The sequence below is a fragment of the Thiothrix lacustris DSM 21227 genome (assembly GCF_000621325.1).
Classification (GTDB): domain Bacteria; phylum Pseudomonadota; class Gammaproteobacteria; order Thiotrichales; family Thiotrichaceae; genus Thiothrix; species Thiothrix lacustris.
On the sequence record NZ_JHYQ01000025.1, the window covers coordinates 33,013 to 57,080 of the forward strand.

The following is a 24,068-nucleotide window of genomic DNA, read 5'->3' on the forward strand; positions in this document are numbered from 1 at the left end:
AAGCTCATGGAATGGGAAACCGTTATTGGTCTGGAAATTCACGCCCAGCTTTCCACCAATTCAAAGATTTTTTCGGGTTCATCCACGGCTTACGGGGCAGAAGCCAATACACAGGCCAATCTGGTCGATTTGGGGATGCCGGGTGTTTTGCCGGTCTTGAACAAAAAGGCGGTGGAACTGGCGATTCGTTTGGGTTTGGCCATTGATGCTGAAATTACCCAACGTTCGATTTTCGCGCGTAAAAACTACTTTTACCCGGATTCACCCAAAGGCTACCAAATCAGCCAGTATGAGCTGCCCATCGTTGGCTTAGGCCACATGGACATCCAACTGGAAAATGGCGAAACCAAGCGCATCGGCATTACCCGCGCCCATCTGGAAGAAGATGCGGGCAAATCGCTGCACGAAGATTTCCAAGGGCAAACCGGGATCGACTTGAACCGGGCAGGCACGCCATTGCTGGAAATCGTTTCTGAACCTGATATGCGCAATGCCAAAGAAGCCGTGGCTTACATGAAAAAGCTGCACGCGCTGGTGCGTTACCTCGGTGTCGGCGATGGCAATATGCAGGAAGGTTCGTTCCGTTGCGATGCCAACGTCTCAGTGCGCCGCCCCGGTCAGCCGTTTGGTACACGCGCTGAAATCAAGAACCTGAACTCGTTCAAGTTCATTGAACGCGCCATCAACCACGAAGTAGAACGCCAGATCGACATTATCGAGTCCGGCGGCACGGTGGTGCAGGAAACCCGTTTGTTCGACCCGGATCGCGACGAAACCCGTTCGATGCGCAGTAAGGAAGATGCCAACGACTACCGTTACTTCCCCGACCCTGATTTGCTGCCGGTGGTGATTACCCCGGAAGACATTGAAGCCGTGCGGGCGACGATGCCGGAATTGCCTGATGCCAAAAAACAGCGTTTTATGAGCGAATACGCGCTGACCGACTATGACGCCAGCCTGCTGACGCAAAGCCGTGAAGTGGCGGATTATTTCGAGGCAGTCGCGCAAGGGTGCGGTGACGCCAAGCTCGCCGCCAACTGGGTGAATGGCGAAGTCAGCAAAACCTTGGCAGATCACGATCTGGATATTACCGCAGCGCCAGTCAGCAGTGTGGCTTTGGTGGAATTGCTCCAGCGCATTCAGGACGACACCGTTTCCAACAAGATTGCTCGCGAAGTGTTCGAGGCGATGTGGAAAGGTGAAGGTTCTGCCGATGCGGTCATCGACCAGAAAGGCTTGAAGCAAATCACCGATACCAGCGCGATTGAAGCGATGATTGACGAAATCATTGCCAAAAATCCGGGGCAGGTAGCGGAATACCGCAGCGGTAAAGACAAGCTGTTTGGTTTCTTTGTGGGACAAGCGATGCGTGCTTCCAAAGGCAAGGCTAACCCCAACACCTTGAACGACATCCTCAAACAAAAGCTGGAGGGCTGAGCATGGCCATTTCTGAAGATGAAGTGAAAAAAGTAGCCCGTCTGGCGCGTCTGGCCGTGCCAGAGGAACGGTTGGCGGCTTATACCCAAAGCCTTTCCAATATCCTCAATCTGGTGGATCAGTTGAGTGCGGTGGATACCACGGGTGTCGAGCCAATGGCGCATCCGCTGGATATGGTGCAACGCTTGCGTGAAGACGTGGTGACGGAAACCGATCACCGCGCACAGTATCAGGCTGTCGCGCCAGAAGTGGAAAAAGGCTTGTATCTGGTACCAAAAGTGATTGAGTAATATTTATTCATTCTTGCTGGCTACAATCATTTAAAAACCCGCATATTGCGGGTTTTTTGTGCCTTCTATTTAATGCGGAAATTAATTAAGCATGGGTAAAGTTGTTCTGGCTTATTAATACGCGGCAATTATTCAAAAATTAGCTGCTGATAATAACGAGGGAAAAACAACATGCGTATTCAGGCGTGGGGAACACTTATTGCCATTGCTGTCACGATTGGGGTATCGGGGTGTAGCACACAGACTGTCCACTCAGCACAACAAGATGAAACCGATGAATTGCTGTTTGGTGCGAAGAAAAAAGTTTCTGTTGCGAAAAAAACAAGTGAAACACGTCCTAAAGTGGCGAAATATACGGGTAATCAAGCCGGACGCGATACAAATAGTTATGCAGGTGGTGCGTCAGGCAGTACGGCATTGCCAACCATGTCCAGTAATGAACTCATGATGATTGCTGACCGTATTTTCAAGAATGAGAGTGGTAGTGACCCTGATAAATTGGTGCATTGGAATGATGGTGAGAACTTCGCATCCATGGGGTTAGGCCATTTCACGTGGTATCCAGCAGGCAGACCCGCTCGCTTCGGCAATACCTTTCCAGATTTATTAGGGCATTTACAGTCTAATGGCGTGGCATTACCCGCTTGGGTACAACAAGCGCGTTATCAGGGTGCGCCATGGCGAACTAAGGCTGAGTTGATGCATGCTAAGCAAACCGGACAGGTACAGGAATTGCAAAACTTGTTGTACCAAACGCGCCTGTTACAAGCGGCGTATATTGTGGAGCGTGCCCGACGTGCTATGCCGAAACTAGTTGATGCTGCCCCAGCCAATTCCCGCGCTAAGGTTGCGCAAAATTTGAATGCCATTGCGAATACGCCGGGTGGGTGGTATGCCTTGGTGGATTACGTCAATTTCAAGGGTGAAGGCTTGAATACCTCTGGTGGCTATAACGGTCAAAACTGGGGTTTATTACAAGTACTGGAGGACATGAATACTGGGCAATCTGGCCAGCAAGCTCTGCATTCTTTTGCAGATGCTGCTAGCCGAGTCTTGGCGCGTCGGGTGCGTAATTCACCACCTGCTCGGAACGAAGCTCGCTGGTTGGCTGGTTGGTCGAATCGGATTAATACTTACCGCTACCCTGGCGTGTAATTGTCCTTTGTATCGCTCGTCGGGTTAATACTCCATGTCGAGCGATTTTCCCTTATAGTTCCCTAAAAATAATAATAAGAGGGAATTCGTCATGAAAATAAAAGCTGTGGTGGCGCTTGCTGCTTTTGCGAGTCTTGGTTTATCTGCCTGTAGCCCAAGCGCTCAAATGACACGGGACACAGGTAAATCCACAATGCCACAGGCTAGTGTCGCTGGTTCGTCGGCTTTCGGGGCACACAATCCAGCCGCACAAAACACTGTTCATTCTTCTTATGGTTCACAAAATATTAGTCGTCCTAGTCAGGCTGGTAATGGTATGCCTGATCTGTCAACGACAGAGTTGCGTATGATTGGTGACCAAATCTTCAAGAATGAAGGTGGCGGGAATGTTGATAACTTAGTGCATTGGAATGATGGTGAGAATTTCGCATCAATGGGCATTGGGCATTTCACTTGGTATCCTGCCGATGGTAGAACGCAACGTTTTGGTAGTACCTTCCCAGAATTACTGGCTTACATGCAGCAACGGGGTGTGCAACCGCCAGCAGGGTTGTCAGCAACAGGTGGTGCACCATGGCGCAGTAAGGGGGAATTGATGCAGGCCAAACAAACTGGACAGGTGCGGGAATTGCAGAATTTCCTGTACCAAACTCGTGATTTGCAAACCCAGTTCATCGTCGACCGCACCCGCCGTGCCATGCCAAAATTGGTGAATAATACCCCAGAGCACCTGCGTCCACAGGTTATCAGCAATCTCAATGCTGTTGCCAATACAAAGGGTGGCTGGTATGCACTGATTGATTATACCAATTTCAAAGGCGAAGGCTTGAACCGTAGTGGTGGTTATAACCGTCAGAACTGGGGTTTATTGCAGGTATTGGAGGAAATGCAACCGGCACGCCCTGGCGAACAGGCATTGCACGCATTTGCCGATGCTGCCATGCGCGTTTTGGAACGTCGGGTACGAAATTCCCCGCCTGCAAACGGTGAAAGCCGCTGGCTGGCAGGTTGGTCTAATCGTGTGAATACTTACCGTCGCTTATTGGTCTAGTTCAGAAACGCATCGACCAATGCGGTAAATTCAGCGGGTGTTTGCACGTGTGGCAAATGCCCGGCGGCTTCGATACTGATCAGCTCGGCTGCTGGAAAGGCTTGCCGGATCAGCGCCAAATCTTCGTCTGCCACATAATCTGATTGCCCGCCCCGTATGAAGAGTGAGGGGGCAGGGTAGCTCGCCATATTTGCTGGGAAACCGGAAATTTTCAGGTAATGTCGGGCAATTTCCGGCAGATTGCATTGCCAGTAAAAGCTACCATCGGACTTACGCCCCAGATTCTTCAACAGAAAGCCACGCTCGAAGGGGTGTTTGACGGTGGTGCTCAGCCATTCATCCGCCTGTTTGCGGCTGCTTAAACTTGCCAACGGCATGGATACCATCGCCTGCAACAAGGCTTGGTGGCGGGGCGGATAGGCTTTGGGGGCAATATCCACCACCAGTAAGCGCTGGATGCGTTCGGGGTGTTGCAAGGCCAGACTCATGGCGACTTTGCCACCCATCGAATGCCCCATCAGGTCACAGGTTGGCATTCCTAGCGCATCCAGTACCGCCAGTACATCGCTAACCATTTGCTGGTAAGACATGCCTTCGACGTGTGGCGAGTCGCCATGATTACGTAAATCCAGCGCCAGTACCGGGCGCTTACCTGCTTGACCACGCGCAAAGGTTTGCCAGTTATCCAGCGACCCCAGCAAACCGTGTAGCACTACCAGCGGGGTTACACCGCTGTCACTTTCACCAAACCAGCGGTAATTCAGCACGCGAATTGTCGTCCCATCGTGGCAATGCCTTCCAGAATAGAGCTGCGTTCTTCAGCACTCAGGGCGGGGACATTGTAATAGATGCTATGGCGTACATCCTTGATACCGCAGAATGCGAGTGTGCCATCCGTGACCGGGCGATAGATCAGGTGTTCTGCATCGGTTTGGCGGAAATAATCTTCCGTGCCGCCTGCGGTAATCAGCACCAGTGCTCGCTGATGTTTCAGCAAACCTTTTACACCTTCCTGCGAATATTCAAACGCGGTGCCATTGGTCAACACGTGGTCGAACCAGCCTTTGAGGATGGCCGGGCGGTCGAACCACCACAGCGGGTAAATGAATACCAAACCATCTGCCCACAACAGGTCTTTCTGTTCACGGCTGATTTTGTCGGGGATAGTGCCGGTTTGCAGCACGGCCAAATCCGAGGCACGCAGTACCGGGTCGAAATCTTCCGCATACAGGTCTTTGACCCGCACTTCGTGACCGCCTTCCAGCAAGCCTTTGCGGCAATAATCCAGCATCGCATGGTTGAAGCTGCTGGGGTTGGGGTGGGCGTAAACGATCAGAACGCGCATGAGGTTTCCAGTAGTAATGTGAGTTGTGAATTAATGCAGAGTGTCATTTGTGGGCATCGCAGGCTTGAAGAGCAAGTTGGTATCCACTGCGTCCAGTGTATAGTTGGCATTGCAAAATTCACAAATGATCTCAATTTTTCCCTGTTCTTCCAGAATGGTGTCGGCTTCCGCCTGACCGAGGGAGCGTAGCATGGTTTCGACCCGTTCCCGGCTGCAACCACAGTGGAAGCTGATGTCTTTGGCGTCAAACAGGCGCACGTCTTCTTCGTGGAACAAGCGGTAAAGCACTTCTTCCGGTTCCAGATGCACCAGTTCTTCGCGAGTTAGGGTGTCGAGTAACACGGAGGTGCGCTGCCAGTCTTCCGGGTTCACTTCTTCCTGCGGCAGGCGTTGCAACAGGATGCCTGCTGCCGATGTATCATCGGACATCAGCCATAGGCGGGTTGGCAACTGTTCAGAGCGCTCGAAATAGGCTTCCAGTGCTGCACTCAGGGTGTCACCTTCCAACGGAATCAGGCTCTGGTAGCGTTCGTTGCTGTTACGTGATTCCAGCGTAATGGCCAGTTGGGCATCACCAAACAGCGCGGGTAAGGTCAGGTCTTCGGCATCGCGACTCCACTGCGCCAACCCGCGTACCGTACCTTCTGCCGTCGCCTGAATGACCAGTAAGTGAATGGGGCCGTCCCCACGAATTTGCAAGGTGAGAGCACCATCGTGCTTGATGGTAGCTGCCAGTAACACCGCTGCGGTGAGGGCTTCTCCCAGTATCGTTTTGACAAAGGCGGGGTAGTCGGCGCGTGACAGCATTTCCTGCCAAGTGTTATCCAAGTGTAACCATTCGCCGCGCACATGTGCCTGCTCTAGCATAAAACGTCTTAATGTATCTGCTGACATATAATCCATTAACCTTACGGGTTGATAATTGCTTTCTAAATGCGAACTAATCTGCTAAAAAGCACCCATTTTAGCCGGAACGTGAACTTATCACACAACGCGGCTTGCCCAAAGTAGTGGCGATTGTTACATTTAGCGAATTATTTTTTGGGGCTACCGAAAAATTAGCCTGTCCATAAAGAAAGGGCAGCCACATGGGATGTGTTCAAATACTCCATTTTTTAGCTTTAAGTCGGATTGATTAGATTATGTTCAGAGCCTTATCAGGTTTGTTTTCCAACGATATTTCCATTGACCTAGGCACTGCCAATACCCTGATTTATATGCGCGGTAAGGGCATCGTATTGGATGAGCCATCTGTTGTTGCTATCCGCCAAGATCGTGGTCCGGGTGGTCCTAAGTCGATTGAGGCGGTAGGTACTGAAGCTAAAAAAATGCTCGGTCGTACCCCAGAAAATATTACGGCAATTCGCCCAATGAAAGATGGTGTGATTGCCGATTTCACTTATACCGAAAAAATGTTGCAACATTTCATTCGTAAAGTCGATGCTGGCCGTATCTTGCGCCCGAGTCCACGTGTGGTCATTTGTGTGCCTTGTGGTGCTACACAGGTTGAGCGCCGTGCGATTAAAGATTCTGCTCTCGGTGCAGGTGCACGTAAGGTGTATTTGATTGAAGAGCCGATGGCAGCGGCCATTGGTGCGGGCATTCCCGTTGATGAAGCAATCGGTTCGATGGTGTTGGATATCGGTGGCGGTACTTCTGAAGTTGCTATCATGTCATTGCGCGGCATTGTTTATTCTGCGTCTGTGCGTATTGGTGGTGACCGTCTGGATGATGCCATCATCAGCTATGTTCGTCGTAACTACGGGATGTTGATCGGTGAGGCGACTGCGGAACGCATCAAATGCGAAATCGGTTCTGCTTATCCGGGCAAAGAATTGCTGGAAATTGAAGTCAAAGGCCGCAATCTCTCTGAAGGCGTGCCGCGTAGCTTCACCCTGACCAGTAATGAAATTCTCGAAGCCTTGCAAGAGCCGCTGTTCGGTATTGTTAGTGCTGTGAAAACTGCACTGGAGCAAACACCGCCAGAACTGGCTGCTGACGTGGCAGACCGGGGTATCGTGTTGACCGGTGGTGGTGCATTACTGCGTGACCTTGATCGCCTCTTAATGGAAGAGACGGGTATTCCTGTCGTCATTGCTGATGATCCATTGACTTGTGTAGCCCGTGGTGGCGGCAAGATTCTGGAGATCATGGAAGAAGAAGGCGTCAACTTCCTCGCTACCGACTGATCATAAAGCTGAACAACAGCAGCGGAGGCAGTCATTAACGACATAAATTATCATGCCACACCGGGGTTTTCCTTCCGGTTTATGGTGCTTGTTCTAGGGGCTTTATTGCTGATGGCGATTGATAATCGCAATGCAGCAGCGCTTGCGCCTGTGCGCACGATTGCGACGATGATGGTCTACCCACTGTTGACCAGTGTTGATTTCCCTCAGCGTGTGTATCAACGTTCTAGCGGCTTCTTTTCAGCACAAAGTCAGTTGTCAGAGGAAAACCTTACCCTCAAGCAACAAGTGCAAGTGTATTCAGCGCAGCAGCAAGAAATGAATGTGGTCACAGCGGAGAATCAACGTTTACGTGCTATGTTAAATGCTGCGTCTCGCCCGGATTATACGTTCTCCATGGGGGAAATCCTTAAAGTAGCCCAAGACCCAGTCAGGGGATTGGTCACGCTGAATAAAGGCTCGCGTGATGGCGTCAAGGAAAGTCAGGTCGTGTTGGATGGTAAGAACATCTATGGCCAAGTGGTGACTGTAACGCCATTTGATTCGACTGTGATGCAGCTCATCGACCGTGATCATTCTATTCCTGTTCAAAATCAGCGTACTGGCGAACGTGGCTTGGCGAATGGATACGGGCGTGGCACTTCGATGGAAATCAAAAACCTTGCGCCGCTGAGTACAGTGAAGGAAGGCGATGTTTTCGTGTCTTCTGGTTTGGGTGGTTTATTTCCGGCCGGTTTTGAAGTTGCTAAAGTATTTAAGGTGGAATTTAAGCAGGGGAATATGACTATCTTAGCAATGCCATTGGTTGACTACGAATCAGTACGAGAAGTCTTACTCGCGTGGAAAAAAGATGGTGATGATGCTTCTTCTACCACCGTGCTTCCCAGCGAACCACCAAAAGAGACTAAATAAATGCCCGTTAAGGATCCTCGCTTTCCCGGTGCTGTTCTATTGACGCTGATATTTTCGATAGCATTGTCCATTATTCCACTGAGTGAGTCGATTGCCTTGTGGCGTCCTGAGTGGATCGCTCTAACCCTGGTGCATTGGGCATTGGTTATTCGTGATCGTATTAGCCTTTTGATGGTATTCATTCTAGGTTTGGTGGTTGATGCCTTATACGGTTCTTTATTAGGGCAGCATGCGCTTGGCTATGTTCTAGTAACCTATCTAGCGGTACGCTTGAGTTTACGAATGACGCCAGAGGCTTTCCTGCAACAATTAGCTTTATTGTTTGCGATTTTGGGGGTGTATATGCTAGCTAATTTGTGGATGCAACGGGTAACAACCGGTAGTTCACTTGGTTTGCTGCATTGGGCCTCTTTACTGAGCAGTATTGTTATTTGGCCGGTGTATCACTCTCTGCTGGGGTATTTTCATATGCAGCGTAAAGCCCTTTAATGGTGCTTTAATCAATGTCTGGTTTAGGTAAATTATCGCAGTGCCCGCCGTTTTGTTACTGTGGTAGCCAGAAAGCCAAGCCCTGATCAAGAGGAATTCACATGATGTCTACAAATGCCTGCCAGGAACTGCCGTGTGCCGTGATGCCGGACGTTGCCAAGCAACCGCTCGCAGGTGCCAAAGGTACACTTGACTGGGTAGGAATGAGCCAGATTGAGTTGCCCGTATTTTTACGCAGCCCCAACGGGGAACGGGTACAGACGCTGGCGCGGGTTCAAGCTTACGTTAACCTGACTGACGCCAACAGCAAGGGTATCCACATGTCACGCCTCTACGTGGCGCTGGACACGATTCTCGGCATGAATGACTTGACGCCCGAAGTCTTGCGCCAAACGATTACCCAGTTTGTGGATACACATGTTGGTCTGAGTGATGCTGCATATTTGGAATGCCGTTTTGATTACTTCGAGCGCCGCAATTCCCTGTTGAGCGATAACAGCGGTTGGAAAAATTACCCGGTAAAAGTGGCAGCGACGTTGCGCAACGGCCAGATCGATACCGAGGTCAGCGTCGAAGTGCCTTACTCCTCGACCTGCCCTTGTTCGGCTGCACTCGCTCGTCAGTTGATTCAGGAAGGTTTCCGTGAAACTTTTGGTCAGGATACCACTGCGGTGGATGCGAATAGCGTTTACGACTGGTTGGGAACCGCTAACGGTATCAGCGCGACACCGCACAGCCAGCGCAGCATTGCGCAGGTACGGGTCAAGCTGGCAGAAAAAGTTCGCACCTTACCGATCACCAGTCTGATCGATCGCGTGGAAGATGCCCTAAAAACGCCAGTACAAGCCACTGTCAAACGTGAAGATGAGCAGGAGTTCGCGCGTTTGAACGCTGCCAACCTGATGTTCTGCGAAGACGCCGCTCGTCGTTTGAAGGCTGCCTTGAATGATGATATTTCCGTGCGTGACTTCTGGTTGCGGGTGAATCACATGGAAAGTTTGCACGCTCACGATGCGGTATCCGTGGTGGTGAAAGGCGTGGAAGGCGGCTACCGCGACGACCCCCGCGAATACGTGCACCCGACCTGAAACCGTTGCATGGAACACGTTGTTCTGGTCGATCAGCAGAATGCAGTGCTTGGTACGCTGCCTAAAGCTGAGGTTCACACACTAGAAACCCCGTTACACCGGGGTTTCTCGGTTTTTATTTTCAATGCGTTGGGTGAATTGCTGCTGCAACAGCGCAGTTTTGGCAAGGTGACATGGCCGGGGTTCTGGTCTAATTCTTGTTGCGGGCATCCGGCCTTGGGCGAAACGGTGGCTGAGGCCATCCAGCGCCGCGTCCGTGCTGAGCTGGGGATGCAGGTCTATGATTTGTTTGAGGCTTTGCCGTATTTTCAATATCGCTGCGAATACGGTGGTGTCGTCGAAAACGAAATCTGCCCGGTGTGGCTTGCGCGTACTCTGGATGAGCCCGTCCCCAATCCGCTAGAAGTTGCCGCTACCCGCTGGATTCCCTGGCAAAATTTCAAACAAGTGTTGGATGCTGATGCCGCTGGGCGTTACTCGCCGTGGTGCAAGCTGGAAACGTCGCTGCTTGAGGAAAAAGTCGCTGATTTTCTCTCACGCGTTGGCGGTTAAATCCCGATCCAGCTCTGCCAGCCGTTCTGGTGTGCCGATGTCGCGCCAGTCACCTGCAAACCATTCTCCGCTGACTTGCCCTGCGTCCATCGCTGCCCGCAGCAGTGGCGCGAGCGGGTGCTTGCCCGCTGATAACCCAGCAAACAATGCCGGGTGGTAATAACCAATACCGCTGAAGGTGTAACGGGGTTCGCCTGCGTTGGCGACACGCTCGTTGCTCAGGGCGAAATCACCTTGTGGGTTATGTGCCGGGTTGTTAACCAGTACCAGATGGGCGAGATCATGTTCAGGCAAGGCATAAGGCAAGCAAGGGTAATCACACCACACATCCCCATTGACCACCAAAAACGGTGCGTTGCCCAATAAAGGCAGTGCTTTGAGGATGCCACCGGCGGTTTCCAGTGCACCTTCCCTTTGTTCGTCGGAATAGTGCAGGGTTACGTTCCAGCGTGAACCATCGCCAAGTGCTGCTGGAATTTTCCAACCTAGCCAAGCGAGGTTGATGATGATGTCGCGGAATCCGGCGCGAGCCAGTTTTTCAATATGCCAAACAATCAGGGGTTTACCGCCTGCTTGTAGCAGTGGTTTGGGGGTGTGATCCGTCAGAGGGCGCATCCGTGTGCCGTGTCCGGCGGCAAGAATCATGGCTTTCATGGGTATTGTCGTGCTCAATAGTGCGTTTAGTCAGGAATGTCGACAGTACCAATGCGCTCAGGAATTCCCGCACTACGCATCCATTCAATCAGCTCACTGGTTTCGGGGTAACGTGAACCAATTTCCAGTACGTAACTCAAGACCAGCGGCAGGTCGTCCAGATAGCCGGGTTTACCGTCGCGGTGGTTGAGGCGGGCAAAGATGCCCAGTACCTTCAGGTGGCGTTGTAAGCCCATCAGGTCAAACCATTGGCGGTAAGTTTGCTGATCAACAGGCGGTAAAATACCCAGCGCGATGGCTTCTTTGCGGTAGGAATCAACCCACCATTCAACCTGTGATTGTGGCCATACGATATAGCAGTCACGCAACAGGGAAACCAGATCGTAAGTGGCAGGGCCGAGTAGGGCATCTTGATAGTCGATAATGCCAGGGTTATTTTCAGTCGTTACCATCAGGTTACGGCTGTGATAATCACGGTGGACAAAGGCGACAGGTTGACCGATGGCTGATTCAATCAAATGTTCAAAGGTTTGCTGGATGAGTTGGTACGGGATTTCCGCATCACTTAACCCTAAATGGGTTTTCAAAAACCATTCAGGCATGAGTTCCATTTCACGTCGCAGGGTCTTTTCGTTATAAGCGGGTAAGTTGTCACAATCCGCTTGTTGCAATTGCAGCAGGGCTTGTAAGGCATCGGCGTACAAGTCTTTGGCGGTTGCTTCGCTCAGTTTGCTGAGGTAGCTGGTATTCCCGAGATCTTCTAGCAACAAAAAGCCATCCAGCAGATTTTGGGCTAATAGTTTTGGTACGTGTACTTCGGTGGCTGCCAGTAGGTGGGTTACTTCCACAAACGGGCGGATATCTTCTTTGTCGGGTGGTGCATCCATGCAGATGGCGGTACCTTCCGTGCCACGAACGCGGAAATAACGCCGGAAACTGGCATCCGCTGATGCGGGTTCAAGTACGCTATATTCCCAGTTTGGCAGGCTGTTGACCCACTGGGTTAATTGCTCAAGACGTGTATCCTGTGTCATAAGCCTCGGCTTTTCCTGTCTCGTTAATAGGCTATTAAAGAGTGTATCCTAACATGGCAGGCTTTCTGGAAATTTAACAAAAAACGGCAGTTTTTATGAATAATGAAGAAGTGTTGTGGCCTTCCTCTACGTATCACCAGCAAGTAGAGCAGTTACGTTGCTTAATTGGGCAGCCGGTTTATGTGGTGGAAATCAACTCGACCGAAATCAATGCAGGTGTGCACTTTTCGGGTAAGCCGTTGGTGTTGCTGGCAATTGTGGATTTCCCTCGGCCTGACCCGTATCGGCAGCTTTGCCCGCATCTGCTGGTGCTGGACGATGGGCGTGGGTTAAATCTGGGGCGGGTAGCACGGATCAGCCGCAGCAGTGCTTACGCACCTGCGCAGGAAGATATTGCGTTTATCAATCAGGAGTTTGTGGAAAAGGTCTTGCTGGCGCCACGGCGCTTTAGCCGCGAACGGGTGGCAGACACCACGCGCTTGGCATTGGGCGAGATGCTGGGGAGGAGTCCTTCCCCCCCAGCGCTAGAGAACTAGCCTTACTTGTTTTCGCGGAAGTCGATCAGGTTGTCGACAACGCTTGGATCAGCCAGCGTAGAGGTATCGCCCAGACCGTCGATTTCGTTGGCGGCAATCTTACGCAGGATACGGCGCATGATTTTACCAGAACGGGTTTTCGGCAGGCCAGGTGACCATTGGATAATGTTGATCTTGGCAATCGGACCGATTTCCTTACGTACCAGCGTGTTCAGCTCGTTTTTCAGGTCGTCCGTGCCTTCTTCGCCTGCCATCAGGGTGACATAAGCGTAAATGCCTTGGCCGGTGAGTTCGTGCGGGTAGCCAACGACAGCCGCTTCAGCGACTTTCGGGTGCAGTACCAGCGCGGATTCGATTTCGGCAGTGCCTAAACGGTGGCCAGAGATGTTGAGTACGTCATCGACGCGCCCGGTGATCCAGTAGTAACCGTCTTCGTCACGACGTGCGCCGTCGCCAGTGAAGTAGTAACCCTTGAACATGGCGAAATAGGCTTCGTAGAAACGCTTATGGTCGCCGTACAGGCTGCGCATCATGGAAGGCCATGGGCGCTTGATCGCAAGGTTGCCTACGGCTGGGTTGCCTTCGACTTCATTGCCTTGGTCATCCAGCAAGCAAGGTTCTACGCCGAAGAATGGGTGAGTCGCAGAACCCGGTTTCAGTGGTGTTGCACCTGGTAACGGCGTCAGCATGTGTGCGCCGGTTTCAGTCTGCCACCACGTGTCGACGATTGGGCAACGGTTTTTGCCGACAACACGGTGATACCATTCCCACGCTTCTGGGTTGATTGGTTCGCCTACTGAACCCAACAGGCGCAGGCTGCTCAGTTGGGCTTTCTCGACGAACTGGTCGCCAGCACCCATCAACATACGGATAGCGGTTGGGGCGGTGTAGAAGGTAGCAACGTTGTGCTTGTCGCAGACTTGCCAGAAACGGCCTGCATCCGGGTAAGTCGGGATGCCTTCAAACATCAGGGATGTCGCGCCATTCGCCAGTGGGCCGTAAACGATGTAGGAGTGGCCTGTTACCCAGCCCACGTCAGCGGTACACCAGTAGACTTCGCCGTCTTTGTAGTCGAACACGGTTTTGTGGGTCATCGCTGCTTGCAGCAGGTAGCCACCCGTGGTGTGCAATACGCCTTTGGGTTTGCCCGTGGAGCCGGAGGTGTAGAGGATGAAGAGTGGGTCATCCGCTTCCATTGGTTCCGCCGGGCACTCAGCATCGGCTGCGGCGATGGCTTCGTGATACCACACGTCACGGCTATCATTCCACTTGACCGGATCGCCACCACGCTGAACCACGATGCAGGTGTGGACGGATGGGCATTGATCCATCGCTTTGTCAGCATTGCCTTTCAAGGGGACTTTTTTGCCGCCGCGCATGGATTGGTCGGAGGTAATGACCACGCCGCATTCAGAATCTTGAATCCGGTCACGCAGGGCATCCGGTGAGAAGCCACCAAACACGATGGAGTGGATCGCACCGATACGGGTACAAGCCAGCATGGCAACGGCGGCTTCCGGGATCATCGGCAGGTACAGGGAAACACGGTCGCCACGTTTGACGCCACGCGCTTTCAGCACATTGGCGAGTTTGCTGACTTCAGCGTGCAACTCGCGGTAAGTAATTTTGCGGTCTTCGTTAGGGTTGTCGCCTTCCCAGATGATGGCAACCTGATCACCACGGGTGTCAAGGTGACGGTCAAGGCAGTTGTAGGAGACATTCAGTGTGCCGCCGGTAAACCAGTTGATGTGTAGGTCATCTTGATCGAAGCTCCAGTCTTGTACCTTGTCCCATTTCTGGAACCATGTCAGGTATTGCTCGGCCTGTTCGCCCCAAAAAGTATCCGGGTCGTTGATGGATTGCGCATACATGCTGGCATATTGCTCGGCATTAATATTGGCTTGCGCAGCAAACTCGGCGGGGACAGGGTAGGTTTTGACATCGGACATTATTGTTGACTCCTCGTTCTAGCTAATCGGTACGTGAGAACTTCCGTGGTGAAATATGGGCTTATATCCCTTGTTATTAGGCTCTATCTTTATACAATCTGTTGCCAGTGTCCAGCGATGCCGCTGGAAAAAACCAAGATTGTCGACACTTTAGGTTTTTTCTATGCCATCACGAATCAATGGCTGCATCGCTGTTAATAAACTTTTGAACATTGTCGGGTTTTTTTGCTCCTCGCTGGCGAGTAATTCCTTCATGTGTTGGCGCTGGGTTGGCATGTCAAAACACATCGGGCAGTTTTCGATAATTACAGGCAATTCAGCAGCTTTGGCGAAATCAGCGGTCTGGCGTTCACGCGCCATCACCAGCGGGCGAATCACGCGTAAATCCCCGGCGTCTATCCGGTAGTGTGCCTTCATGGTTTTCAATTTGCCACCGTGGAAGGCCGACATCAGGAAACTTTCTGCCAAATCGTCTAAATGTTGTGCCAATGCCAGCACGTTGTAACCGTGTTCGCGGGCGGTGCGGTACATCAAGCCACGTTTCATGCGCGAGCAGAAGGCGCAGTAGGAATCGTTGTCCATGTGCGTTTCCGCCAGTTTCACGATCGGTTCGCGCACGTAGTGGTAGGGAATGCCAAGGCTTTCCATGTAAGGAATCATGGGCGATGGGTCGAAAGTATCGGCTTGCGGGTCGATGGTGACCGCCGCAAACTCGAAACGGATCGGCGCATGGCGCTGGAAATGGTTGAGCAGGTGCAGCAGCGCCAATGAATCCTTACCGCCGGAAAGGCCGAGCAGGATGCGGTCGCCTTCGCGGATCAGCTTGTATTCACCGATGGCTTTGCCGACTTTACTCAGCAGGGATTTGGGGGGCTTGACGAATTGATTCATTCCAGAAACATAAACGATTGTTGGGGAATAAGCTATAGCGGGGAAGTGGGCAGGCAATAAAATTGCCTACCCATGAGAGTTAGAAGTTATAAACAGCCCCGAGTGAAATTACGGGTATGTTTTTCAGTGCATCCACATCATCGTTGACCTTGGCGATTTCAGCGTCAATATCGCTTTGTGCGACCGTGCCCGTAGATTCCGTCAGGGTGATTTTAGGGTCGCCTTGGAGCAGAACTCCGGCATCAGCGGCAAATGTCCAGCCTCTGGTGCCACTGAATGGTTTACGGTAGCCAACACCCAGATAAGGCGATACGTCGTCAAAACTGATACCGGAGGTGACCGTGCCGCTGTTGATGGTGGCGTTACCAATAGTAACAGGGTCGGCAGCGCTGACAGTGGCAGTGGCATCCAATTTGTTGTTGTTCAGCATTGCACCACCGCTGACAAAGAAACCATTCCCGGCAGGGCGCCAGTCAGCCAGCGCAGCAACGGTCTGCATGTCCAGCTTGGCTTTGTAGTCGGTGTTATCCAGTGTTTCGTCAGTGTCATAGCTGAACTTATTTAGTCCTAAGCGCAGGTCAAGGTTCGGGGCGACGGGCTTGATGCCTTCAATGCCCAAACCCAGCGTCCCGACTTTAGCCCCGACACCCATACCAGTGGAACCACCCGCAAAAGCATTATTAGCGAGCAGGGTTAAGCCAATCATGGCGATGTATGATGCTTTCATAAAAATATCTCCAACATTATTATCAATAAACCAGCCCTTGGGCTGGTTAGCCCAAATTGCAAAAAGTGCAATAAAATCAAAAAAAAGAAAGAAGGAGGGTGCGAGTGCACCCCCAAGACTCAAGAAGATTTACGGTTGTAGCGGTGCGCTAACAGCAGTGAAGTCGCTGGCGTCTATTTCTTCTAACGTACTGCCATCGATATTGATGCGAAGCATCTTGCCTTTGTTAACGTCGCCGCTCGTCATAGTAAGCAGCATCGCTTGAGTGCCTGAGCTAATTTTAACAATATTCTGAACACCTGTTACTGCTTCCAGCGTGCCGGTCCCTTCTTCATATTGGCCGTTGCACTTGTCCCGGACTATGGCTGTTGAGCCACTGAAGGAAATTGTCATCGCAGTGCAGTAATCATTGCCTGTCATGTCGAAATTAAGGTGTTTGCCATCCAGTGCTGCCAGTGTGAGTGGTTTGGTGTAATTCCACGTCACGAAACTACTACTACCGCCATCAGTGGTGTTTTCAGGCCAGAAATCAATACCGTTGTCATCTTGGCTGAGTTTGCGGAGGTTATATTGCCCATGGTCGCCTATTGTGAAAGTGGCCAGAAGCTCCCCGTTATTCAATTGCCAAGTTCCGCTCTTGTTTTCAACGGACTGGTCGCTGCTATCGTAGCTGTATATGGAGAAAGTGCCATCGGTTTTCAGAGTGGCAACTTCTATGTAGCCCGATTTTTCAAGGGTGGCAAACGTTTGGCCTGATACTTCACTGCTTTGCCAAGGAGTCGAGCCGACTGATTGGTAGACATGTTTGGCAGCATCTGCTTCAGTAACAACAGTCTGATTGACCAAGGCAACCTGACTATCAGCCTGTATCTTCGTCAGAGTAGCACTATCCAGAATGGTTTCGATGCACTTGATGGTGATGGTGTCGCAACCACCTTCATGGGCAATCAGTGCTTTCAAGCCGTTTTTGGTGGTGGTATCCAACTTGACTTTGGAAACATCAATCAGGTCTGAGTTGGCATCAGTATCCATCGTTTGTAATAACTGGGCGAGATAAGTAGTATCTCCTGGGGAAATGAGGGTGACGGGCAGTTTGGCTTGCGCCTTGCCAGAACCGAGTTCTACGCCGTCGAGGCTGAAGGTGACGGTTTCGCCCGTGATGTAGTTGAATTCGCCCTTGTCGTTGGTCACGCCGCTTTGGGTGGCGGTTTTGTAGGTCAAGCCCTTGACCGGAGCGTCAATGAATACGCCGGTTTTGACGCTGGTGTCAGCGATAGTTGTGCCGCCAGTCGTGTCGGGCGTAGTGGTAGCAGCAGTACCGGAGCTACCGCCGCCGCAAGCGGTCAGCAGCACAAGGCTGGAAGCCAGCAGGGTAGTGGAGGCAATAGTTGCAAAACGTGATTTGACTTGAGTCATGATGAATATTCCCCATAGTGTGGTGTAACAACGGCGAATAGCAGCGCCGTAAGCCCAATTTGCCCACGAACCTATTCGGTTAATAAGCAAATTCACACGAGGTTAACAAAAAATATGTAAATAGTGGTTTACATTCGTGAAATTTTTTATGATTTTCATCAAATTTTTTGCAGGCAAGGCTATTGGGGGACGCGACTTGAGAAAAGCTCAAAACCCGAACTCAACCCCCAACGTCACCGCCCGCTTGCGCCCCTGCACGATAGTCCAGCTTCCATTGCTGCGCACGCCGATTTCATGTTGTACCCCTTGGAGTGGCTTGTGGCTAGGGCGCACGTTGACGATCAACGTGTCCTTGCGCGTTTCATCCCGATTGTCGGCAGCTTCGCTGTAGCCGCTAACACAAAGCCCGGCGCTGATGCAGAGCAATGGGCGTGTGTAAGTGTTGTGTTTCACAGGGAGACCACTTTGACCATACAGTACAGCCCGGTTAAGTCAGGAAATAGGATTTCGCCGGTTTCGTTGACGCTTTTCCAGTGCGAAATGGTGGTACAGGGGTGATCCGGTGCGCGGAATATCACATGCAGGCGTGCTTTTTCGCCCGGTTCCGTGGTGGGGATGGGAATGCTGTTTTCCAACGGTTGTAAGCCGTATTGAAGTTTTTTCCCCTGATACTGCTCCGAGCCATGGAGTGCTTGGACGCTAAGGTGTTCGTCCACGCATTGCAACCGCCAGTTCAACCACGGCTGTGAACCCAGATTGGCGACCTCCCAGACTTTTTCGAAGGTTTGGCCGATTTGGACAATGCTGTTATCGGGGTAGGTAATATCGGCAATAAATCCACTGGCAAAGGCTTTAGTGCCCCCCATTTTACTCTGGTGGCTGGGCAGAGCATTACCATGAAAATAAAAGCGCAGCATACTGAGCGGATGGGTTTCTAGTGTATCTGCAACTTTTATCAACGTGGAAAGGCGTGCCTCCGTAATATCGGCACATAACAGTTTGTGCCATGTCTGTCGGGAAATACCAGAATGTTTAGCTGCTGTAACCAATGTCATGTCTAAGGTTTGCAGCCTTTCTTTCATATAGTTAGCTAAATCCAATGCTGACATGCTATCTCTCTCCCCATGATACCCTCTGTTACAATTTAGCACATCTATAGTACGCTATTGTATAAGGCATTTGGGATAATTTGAGAATGACTGTCAGTACATTTTGGTTATAAATCCCTTAATTCTTTGCGTAAAATTTTACCAACATTGCTCTTCGGCAATGATGTTACAAACACAATTTGTTTTGGACATTTATAAGCGGAAAGTTCGTAGCGGCAATAAGCACGTAATTCCTCCAGTGTCAGGCTTTCATCTTTTTTTACCACAAAAGCTTTGACGATTTCGCCGGAGTGCTCATCTGGTGCGCCAATCACGCCTGCTTCTAGCACTTTGGGGTGGCTGGCGAGTACATCTTCCACTTCATTTGGGTACACATTGAAGCCAGAAACCAGCACCATGTCTTTGAGGCGATCCACCAGTTTGATGAAGCCTAGTTCGTTGATTACCGCCACATCGCCGGTGCGTAACCAGCCGTCCTCCACCATAACATTGGCGGTTTCATCGGGGCGCTGCCAGTAACCTTGCATGACTTGCGGGCCACGTACCCACAATTCGCCTGCTGCGCCGATGTCCAGTTCGTTGCCATCAACATCGCGGATGGAAACCTCAGTGGAGGGGACGGGTAGCCCGATCATGCCGTTGTAATCGTGTAAATCAACCGGGTTGATGGCTACAGCAGGGGACGTTTCGGTCAGGCCATAGGCTTCCAGCAAGGTTACGCCTGTGAGCGCCTTCCAGCGTTCTGCCACGGATTTTTGTACCGCCATGCCGCCGCCGAGGGAAATTTTCAGGCGGGAAAAGTCTACTTTGCCAATATCAGGGTGGTTCAGCAATGCGTTGTACAGCGTGTTGACCCCGGTGATAAAGGTAAACGGTTCGTGCGCCAGATCCTTGATAAATGCGGGCAGGTCGCGAGGATTGGTGATCAGCACGTTTTTCGCCCCCATCTTCAGGGCAAACATGGCGTTCGCGGTCAGTGCAAACACGTGGTAAAGGGGGAGAGCGGTGATGACAATTTCTTTACCAGCGACCAAATCAGCCGTTGTCCACGCTTCTGCTTGCAGCATGTTGGCGATGATATTGCGGTGAGTCAGTGCCGCGCCTTTGGCAATGCCGGTCGTGCCGCCGGTGTATTGCAGGAAAGCGATGTCTTCATGCCCCGGCTCGGCATCCTGAAAGCGTGTGGCGTATTGCTTGCCTAGCGTCAGTGCTTGATTAAATTTGATGGCAGTTGGCAACTTGAAGGCAGGCACCATCTTTTTTACGTATTTGACGACCAGATTCACCAGCAGCGACTTGGGAAAGCCAAACAGGTCGCCAATTTCAGTGGTGATGATGGTTTTAATCGGAACTTTATCCAGCACGTCTTGCAGTGTGTGAGCGAAGTTAGCTGTGATGACGATGGCCGTTGCACCGGAATCTTTCAACTGATGTTCGAGTTCGCGGTCGGTATACAGCGGGTTGGTGTTGACGACAACCAGCCCTGCCCGTAATGCGCCGAACAGGGCAATCGGGTATTGCAACAGGTTGGGCATCATCAAGGCGATGCGCTCGCCCGGCTTCAGCCCCGCCCCGTGGATCAGGTAGGCGGCAAACTGGCGGGTGAGTTCATCCACGTCGTTATAGGTCAGCACCTTGCCCATATTGCTGAAGGCAGGAAGCGAGCCGTACTGTTTTACACTGCGCTGGAACAGGTCGACGAGTGAATGGTATTGATGGGTGTCAATCTCTGCCGGGACGTGTTTTGGGTAACTTTGTAACCATAGTTTGTCCATCTCCTCCTCCTTAATTTCTCAATGGCTTGCCAGTTTCCAACATGTGGCCGACTCGCGCCAGTGTTTCCGGTTTGCGCACCAGTTGGGTGAATTGCGCGTATTCCAGCGCCAGCAGGTCGTCTTCGCTCAGGGTATCGGTCATGTCCGTGTCGCCGCCGCTGAGGACGCTTGCCAGTGCTTGCGCGACGACGGCATCGTAAGGCGTGGCTTTGCCTTGGGTGCGGAAGTCGTTGACCGCCATTTCCATGGCTACGCGGGCAGTTGCGCCGGGCAGGTGGAATACGGGTGGCTCGGGTGGCTGGTAGCCTTCGACCATCGACAGAGCGCGGGCTTTGGCATCCGCCAGCAGGCGGTCGCGGTTCATGGTGATGCCGTCGGTGTGGCGCAGGAACAGGTAGTCTTTGGCTTCAAAGGCGGATTTGGCGACGGTGGCGACGCTGATGATTTCAAAGCATTTCAGCACGGGTGGTAAAGGGCCACGCGGCATTCTGGGGTTGGTACTCCAGCGGTGCAGCATTTCCTTGCAGCCACCCCAGCCGGGAATCAGGCCGACGCCGGTTTCGACCAGCCCGACGTAGGTTTCGGCATGGGCTTGCAGGGCGTCGCAATGCAGCAGGATTTCACAGCCGCCACCCAGTGCCATGCCAAACGGTGCGCCGATGACCGGGAAGGGGGCGTATTTGAGGGTTTTGTAGGCTTGTTGACCGCCACTCACCATCTTGTCGACTTCATCCCAACCGCCGAGTTTGGCGGCGAACATGAGCAGGCCGAGGTTGGCACCTGCGGAGAAGTTGCTGCCTTCGTTGTAGATGACCAGCGCTTTGTGGTGGTGGGGGATGAGTTCGACCGTTTCCTCGATCATTTCCAGAATCAGCGGGTCGAGGGAATTCATTTTGCTGTGGAATTCGAGGCAGGCGACGCCATCGCCGATGTCCCACAAGCTGGCTGCGTCGTTTTCTAGCAGCGGTTCGGCGTGGCGTTTGAGGTCGGCGAGGAGCAGGACGCCGGGGGGGCGTTGGAGCGGTAGGTAAGAGCCGTCGGGTTGCAGGTAGAGGGTTTCGTTTTCGTTATGGCGATAGAAACCATGTTCCCGCGCCATTGTCAGCAACGGTGGAACATCCTGCCCATCCGCTTCTAGTCGTTGTGCGAAATCATCCGCGCCCAATTGATCAATCAGTTCAAATGGTCCAAATTTCCAGTTGTAACCCAGTTTCATGGCGGTGTTGACGGCGCAAATATCGTCGGCAATTTCCGGCACGAGTGCGGCGGCGTAGCGCAAGGTTTGCGACAGCACCCGCCACGCATATTGCCCGCCCTTGTCGGGGTGGGCAATGAGCGCTTGTAAACCGCCATCGCGGGTGGCTTTCACGCTGTCGAGTTTGGCGGGTTGGGAAGGGTTGTATTCGCCGGTTTGCAGGTCGATGGATTCTTTGCTCTTTTGCCCGCCGTCGCGGTTGAGGCGGTAGAAACCGCCCTTGCCTTTGCGCCCGGTGTAGCCGGTGTCGATCATATTCTGGATCAATGGTGGAATCGTGGCTTTTTCGCGTAAGGGATCATCGGTTGGCAAACTGCGGTTCATGCTGCGCATCAAGTGCGGCATCAGGTCGATGCCCACCAGATCGGAAAGGCCGAACACGCCGGTTTTGGGTATGCCCATCGGCCTGCCAACCACAGCATCGGCTTCTTCCACCGTTAGCCCCATGTCAATGGCTTCCTGAATCGCGGTTTGTATCCAGAAAATGCCGATGCGGTTGGCGATGAATCCGGGGGTGTCCTTGCACGGTACGACGCCTTTGCCGAGTTTGAAATCGCAGAATTGGCTGATTTTTTCTACCGCGTCCTGATCGGTTTGCTCGCTGGTGACGATTTCCAGCAGGCGCATGTAGCGCGGCGGGTTGAAGAAATGGGTGATCATGAAGTGCGCGGCGAAATCGTCCGGCAAGCCTGCCACCAGTTCGTGCAGCGGGATGGAGGAGGTGTTGGAGGATATGATCGCGTCGGCTTTACGCACGGCTGCCAGCTTGCGGTACAAGTCTTGCTTGATGGCGAGGCGTTCGACGATGGCTTCGATGATCCAGTCGCAGTCGGCGAGTTGCGGCAAGTCGTCTTCGATATTGCCGGGGGTGACGAGGCGGGCGTTCTTTTTGTGCATGAACGGCGCGGGGTCGGCCTTGAGCAGTTTGGCGAGGGCGGTGTTGGCAATTTGGCTGCGGTCGCTTGCGCCTTCCGGCACGATGTCGAGCAGCAGGACGGGGATTCCAGCGTTGGCGATGTGGGCGGCGATGCCTGCGCCCATCACACCTGCGCCAATCACGGCAACTTTGTGGATGTTCATGACACAGCCTCCAGAATGGTGGCGATGCCTTGCCCGCCGCCGATGCATTGGGTGGCTAGGGCGAACTGTTTGCCTTCACGTTTGAGCAGGGCAGCGGCTTTGCCGGTGATGCGTGCGCCGGTTGCGCCGAGGGGGTGGCCGAGAGCGATGGCTCCACCGTCGAGGTTGATTTTCGCCATGTCGAGGCCGAGGTCGCGGATGCAGGCGATGGATTGCGAGGCAAAGGCTTCGTTAAGTTCGATAATGTCGAGGTCGGCGACGCTCAGCCCGGCGCGTTGCAGGGCTTTCTGGGTGGAAAGGATTGGCCCCAGCCCCATGGTTTCTGGGGCGCAGCCGGAAATGGCGATGCTGCGAATGCGGGCGAGGATGGGTAAGCCGTGGGCGTTGGCGAAGTCTTCGCTGCATACTAGCGTGGCGGATGCGCCGTCGGTGAGCGGGGAGGCGGTTCCGGCGGTGACAGTGCCGTGTTCGTCGAAGGCCAGTCGTAAGCCCGCCAGCCCTTCCAGCGAGGTGTCGGGGCGCAGGCAGCCGTCTTGCGTGACCTTGGCGACGGGGATAATTTCGGCGGCAAGTTTGCCAGCAGCTTGGGCGGCAGCAGCTTTTTGTTGGCTGGTGACGGCGAAGGCTTCCTGTTCTTCACGGGAAATGGCGTATTGTTTCGCTACGATTTCGGCGGTTTGTCCCATGCCGATGTAGGCGGCGGGCAGTTTTTCGTAGAGGTGCGGATTGGGTGAAGGGTTGAAGCCAGTCATGGGGATGCGGGTCATGGATTCGACCCCGGCGCAGATGAAGGTGTTTCCGGCGTTCATCTGGATAGCTCCGGCGGCTTGGTGGATGGCTTGCATCGAGGAGCCGCAGAAGCGGTTGACGGTGACGCCGCCGACGGCTTGCGGCAAGCCTGCCATTAGCACGATCAGCCGTGCCATGTTGAAACCTTGCTCGCCTTCGGGGAAAGCGCAACCGAGGATCAGGTCTTCGATTTCAGTGCCATCGACGCCGGTTTTCGCCAGCAGGCCGAGGACGGCGGCAGTCGCCAGATCGTCGGGGCGGACTTTGGTAAACGCGCCCTTGTGGGCGAGGGTAAACGGGGTGCGGGTGTACCCGGCAATGACGACGTTTTTCATAAGACTCCTC

24 protein-coding genes are annotated in these 24,068 nt (G+C 52.8%); 10 read left to right on the forward strand and 14 right to left on the reverse strand.

The genetic code is table 11. The features are described from left to right. The first annotated feature begins 6 nt into the window (after positions 1–6). The 4 genes from gatB (at position 7) to Q394_RS0112755 (ending at position 3,933) form a co-directional block, all read left to right on the forward strand. Positions 7–1,437 carry an Asp-tRNA(Asn)/Glu-tRNA(Gln) amidotransferase subunit GatB gene (gene gatB, locus Q394_RS0112740; protein ID WP_028489612.1) on the forward strand — a complete coding sequence of 477 codons (1,431 nt, stop codon included), beginning with the start codon at positions 7–9 and terminating at the stop codon, positions 1,435–1,437. 2 nt (positions 1,438–1,439) lie between these two features. Continuing rightward, positions 1,440–1,727 carry an Asp-tRNA(Asn)/Glu-tRNA(Gln) amidotransferase subunit GatC gene (gene gatC / locus Q394_RS0112745; RefSeq protein WP_028489613.1) on the forward strand — a complete coding sequence of 96 codons (288 nt, stop codon included), beginning with the start codon at positions 1,440–1,442 and terminating at the stop codon, positions 1,725–1,727. Positions 1,728–1,898: 171 nt separating this feature from the next. Next, positions 1,899–2,882 carry a hypothetical protein gene (locus Q394_RS0112750; protein ID WP_028489614.1) on the forward strand — a complete coding sequence of 328 codons (984 nt, stop codon included), beginning with the start codon at positions 1,899–1,901 and terminating at the stop codon, positions 2,880–2,882. Between the two features lie 91 nt (positions 2,883–2,973). Then, entirely contained in the window at positions 2,974–3,933 is a 960-nt protein-coding gene (locus Q394_RS0112755) for a hypothetical protein (protein WP_028489615.1), read from the forward strand. Here Q394_RS0112755 and Q394_RS0112760 read toward each other — a convergent pair. The 3 genes from Q394_RS0112760 to hslO are packed head-to-tail and all read right to left on the reverse strand — an operon-like array spanning position 3,930 to position 6,172. Further along, complete coding sequence (locus Q394_RS0112760) at positions 3,930–4,700, reverse strand: alpha/beta fold hydrolase (RefSeq protein ID WP_028489616.1); 771 nt, start codon at positions 4,698–4,700, stop codon at positions 3,930–3,932. The two genes, Q394_RS0112755 and Q394_RS0112760, sit on opposite strands and share 4 nt — an antisense overlap. Beyond that, positions 4,694–5,278: an NAD(P)H-dependent oxidoreductase gene (locus tag Q394_RS0112765; protein WP_028489617.1), complete on the reverse strand. Its 585-nt coding sequence runs from the start codon at positions 5,276–5,278 to the stop codon at positions 4,694–4,696. Before Q394_RS0112765 ends, Q394_RS0112760 begins: the two co-directional genes overlap by 7 nt. Before the next feature lie 30 nt (positions 5,279–5,308). Continuing rightward, the gene (gene hslO / locus Q394_RS0112770; RefSeq protein ID WP_028489618.1) at positions 5,309–6,172 is read right to left on the reverse strand and encodes an Hsp33 family molecular chaperone HslO; all 864 of its coding nucleotides are present in this window, start codon (positions 6,170–6,172) and stop codon (positions 5,309–5,311) included. Between the two features lie 248 nt (positions 6,173–6,420). On the opposite strand from hslO, the gene Q394_RS0112775 reads away from it, so the two are divergent. The 5 genes from Q394_RS0112775 to idi all read left to right on the forward strand — a co-directional run bounded on the left by Q394_RS0112775 (position 6,421) and on the right by idi (position 10,508). After that, positions 6,421–7,467 (forward strand): rod shape-determining protein, encoded by a 1,047-nt coding sequence (locus Q394_RS0112775; protein WP_028489619.1) that lies wholly within the window; start codon positions 6,421–6,423, stop codon positions 7,465–7,467. A gap of 42 nt (positions 7,468–7,509) precedes the next feature. Continuing rightward, positions 7,510–8,379, forward strand: a complete 870-nt coding sequence (gene mreC / locus Q394_RS20285) for a rod shape-determining protein MreC (RefSeq protein ID WP_281169646.1) — start codon at positions 7,510–7,512, stop codon at positions 8,377–8,379. Further along, positions 8,380–8,868: a rod shape-determining protein MreD gene (gene mreD / locus Q394_RS0112785; protein WP_028489620.1), complete on the forward strand. Its 489-nt coding sequence runs from the start codon at positions 8,380–8,382 to the stop codon at positions 8,866–8,868. A 101-nt stretch (positions 8,869–8,969) separates the two neighbouring features. Continuing rightward, positions 8,970–9,956, forward strand: coding sequence for a GTP cyclohydrolase FolE2 (gene folE2, locus Q394_RS0112790; protein ID WP_028489621.1), 987 nt, complete (start codon positions 8,970–8,972; stop codon positions 9,954–9,956). Between the two features lie 9 nt (positions 9,957–9,965). Then, on the forward strand, positions 9,966–10,508 hold the full coding sequence (gene idi / locus Q394_RS20290; protein ID WP_051543423.1) for an isopentenyl-diphosphate Delta-isomerase: 543 nt from the start codon (positions 9,966–9,968) through the stop codon (positions 10,506–10,508). On the opposite strand, the gene murU is transcribed toward idi, so the two are convergent. Further along, positions 10,491–11,162 (reverse strand): N-acetylmuramate alpha-1-phosphate uridylyltransferase MurU, encoded by a 672-nt coding sequence (murU, locus tag Q394_RS0112800; RefSeq protein WP_028489622.1) that lies wholly within the window; start codon positions 11,160–11,162, stop codon positions 10,491–10,493. The two genes, idi and murU, sit on opposite strands and share 18 nt — an antisense overlap. Before the next feature lie 26 nt (positions 11,163–11,188). Then, entirely contained in the window at positions 11,189–12,196 is a 1,008-nt protein-coding gene (locus tag Q394_RS0112805; protein ID WP_028489623.1) for an aminoglycoside phosphotransferase family protein, read from the reverse strand. A gap of 95 nt (positions 12,197–12,291) precedes the next feature. On the opposite strand from Q394_RS0112805, the gene Q394_RS0112810 reads away from it, so the two are divergent. Next, positions 12,292–12,732 carry a hypothetical protein gene (locus Q394_RS0112810; RefSeq protein WP_028489624.1) on the forward strand — a complete coding sequence of 147 codons (441 nt, stop codon included), beginning with the start codon at positions 12,292–12,294 and terminating at the stop codon, positions 12,730–12,732. A gap of 2 nt (positions 12,733–12,734) precedes the next feature. On the opposite strand, the gene acs is transcribed toward Q394_RS0112810, so the two are convergent. From acs to Q394_RS0112855, 9 genes are all read right to left on the reverse strand, one after another. Then, on the reverse strand, positions 12,735–14,681 hold the full coding sequence (gene acs, locus Q394_RS0112815; RefSeq protein ID WP_028489625.1) for an acetate--CoA ligase: 1,947 nt from the start codon (positions 14,679–14,681) through the stop codon (positions 12,735–12,737). A gap of 150 nt (positions 14,682–14,831) precedes the next feature. Next, positions 14,832–15,572: a PP-loop family protein gene (locus tag Q394_RS0112820; RefSeq protein ID WP_028489626.1), complete on the reverse strand. Its 741-nt coding sequence runs from the start codon at positions 15,570–15,572 to the stop codon at positions 14,832–14,834. Between the two features lie 79 nt (positions 15,573–15,651). Beyond that, positions 15,652–16,299 (reverse strand): hypothetical protein, encoded by a 648-nt coding sequence (locus Q394_RS0112825; protein ID WP_028489627.1) that lies wholly within the window; start codon positions 16,297–16,299, stop codon positions 15,652–15,654. 129 nt (positions 16,300–16,428) lie between these two features. Next, entirely contained in the window at positions 16,429–17,715 is a 1,287-nt protein-coding gene (locus tag Q394_RS0112830) for a hypothetical protein (protein ID WP_028489628.1), read from the reverse strand. Positions 17,716–17,922: 207 nt separating this feature from the next. Next, a complete protein-coding gene (locus Q394_RS0112835; RefSeq protein WP_028489629.1) occupies positions 17,923–18,168 on the reverse strand; it encodes a hypothetical protein in 246 nt (81 codons plus the stop codon). Then, positions 18,165–18,824, reverse strand: coding sequence for an NBR1-Ig-like domain-containing protein (locus Q394_RS0112840; protein WP_028489630.1), 660 nt, complete (start codon positions 18,822–18,824; stop codon positions 18,165–18,167). Before Q394_RS0112840 ends, Q394_RS0112835 begins: the two co-directional genes overlap by 4 nt. A 107-nt stretch (positions 18,825–18,931) precedes the next feature. Then, positions 18,932–20,599 (reverse strand): AMP-binding protein, encoded by a 1,668-nt coding sequence (locus Q394_RS0112845; RefSeq protein ID WP_028489631.1) that lies wholly within the window; start codon positions 20,597–20,599, stop codon positions 18,932–18,934. 10 nt (positions 20,600–20,609) lie between these two features. Further along, positions 20,610–22,934, reverse strand: a complete 2,325-nt coding sequence (locus tag Q394_RS0112850) for a 3-hydroxyacyl-CoA dehydrogenase/enoyl-CoA hydratase family protein (RefSeq protein WP_028489632.1) — start codon at positions 22,932–22,934, stop codon at positions 20,610–20,612. Beyond that, positions 22,931–24,058: a thiolase family protein gene (locus Q394_RS0112855; RefSeq protein WP_028489633.1), complete on the reverse strand. Its 1,128-nt coding sequence runs from the start codon at positions 24,056–24,058 to the stop codon at positions 22,931–22,933. The genes Q394_RS0112850 and Q394_RS0112855 overlap by 4 nt, the downstream gene beginning before the upstream one ends. Positions 24,059–24,068 lie beyond the last annotated feature (10 nt).

Coding starts and splice junctions, on each gene's coding strand:
- gatB (WP_028489612.1), top strand. CDS start 7: ATGGAATGGGAAACCGTTATTGGTCTGGAAATTCACGCCCAGCTTTCC.
- gatC (WP_028489613.1), top strand. CDS start 1,440: ATGGCCATTTCTGAAGATGAAGTGAAAAAAGTAGCCCGTCTGGCGCGT.
- Q394_RS0112750 (WP_028489614.1), top strand. CDS start 1,899: ATGCGTATTCAGGCGTGGGGAACACTTATTGCCATTGCTGTCACGATT.
- Q394_RS0112755 (WP_028489615.1), top strand. CDS start 2,974: ATGAAAATAAAAGCTGTGGTGGCGCTTGCTGCTTTTGCGAGTCTTGGT.
- Q394_RS0112765 (WP_028489617.1), bottom strand. CDS start 5,278: ATGCGCGTTCTGATCGTTTACGCCCACCCCAACCCCAGCAGCTTCAAC.
- hslO (WP_028489618.1), bottom strand. CDS start 6,172: ATGTCAGCAGATACATTAAGACGTTTTATGCTAGAGCAGGCACATGTG.
- Q394_RS0112775 (WP_028489619.1), top strand. CDS start 6,421: ATGTTCAGAGCCTTATCAGGTTTGTTTTCCAACGATATTTCCATTGAC.
- mreD (WP_028489620.1), top strand. CDS start 8,380: ATGCCCGTTAAGGATCCTCGCTTTCCCGGTGCTGTTCTATTGACGCTG.
- folE2 (WP_028489621.1), top strand. CDS start 8,970: ATGATGTCTACAAATGCCTGCCAGGAACTGCCGTGTGCCGTGATGCCG.
- idi (WP_051543423.1), top strand. CDS start 9,966: ATGGAACACGTTGTTCTGGTCGATCAGCAGAATGCAGTGCTTGGTACG.
- murU (WP_028489622.1), bottom strand. CDS start 11,162: ATGAAAGCCATGATTCTTGCCGCCGGACACGGCACACGGATGCGCCCT.
- Q394_RS0112805 (WP_028489623.1), bottom strand. CDS start 12,196: ATGACACAGGATACACGTCTTGAGCAATTAACCCAGTGGGTCAACAGC.
- Q394_RS0112810 (WP_028489624.1), top strand. CDS start 12,292: ATGAATAATGAAGAAGTGTTGTGGCCTTCCTCTACGTATCACCAGCAA.
- acs (WP_028489625.1), bottom strand. CDS start 14,681: ATGTCCGATGTCAAAACCTACCCTGTCCCCGCCGAGTTTGCTGCGCAA.
- Q394_RS0112820 (WP_028489626.1), bottom strand. CDS start 15,572: ATGAATCAATTCGTCAAGCCCCCCAAATCCCTGCTGAGTAAAGTCGGC.
- Q394_RS0112825 (WP_028489627.1), bottom strand. CDS start 16,299: ATGAAAGCATCATACATCGCCATGATTGGCTTAACCCTGCTCGCTAAT.
- Q394_RS0112830 (WP_028489628.1), bottom strand. CDS start 17,715: ATGACTCAAGTCAAATCACGTTTTGCAACTATTGCCTCCACTACCCTG.
- Q394_RS0112840 (WP_028489630.1), bottom strand. CDS start 18,824: ATGTCAGCATTGGATTTAGCTAACTATATGAAAGAAAGGCTGCAAACC.
- Q394_RS0112845 (WP_028489631.1), bottom strand. CDS start 20,599: ATGGACAAACTATGGTTACAAAGTTACCCAAAACACGTCCCGGCAGAG.
- Q394_RS0112850 (WP_028489632.1), bottom strand. CDS start 22,934: ATGAACATCCACAAAGTTGCCGTGATTGGCGCAGGTGTGATGGGCGCA.
- Q394_RS0112855 (WP_028489633.1), bottom strand. CDS start 24,058: ATGAAAAACGTCGTCATTGCCGGGTACACCCGCACCCCGTTTACCCTC.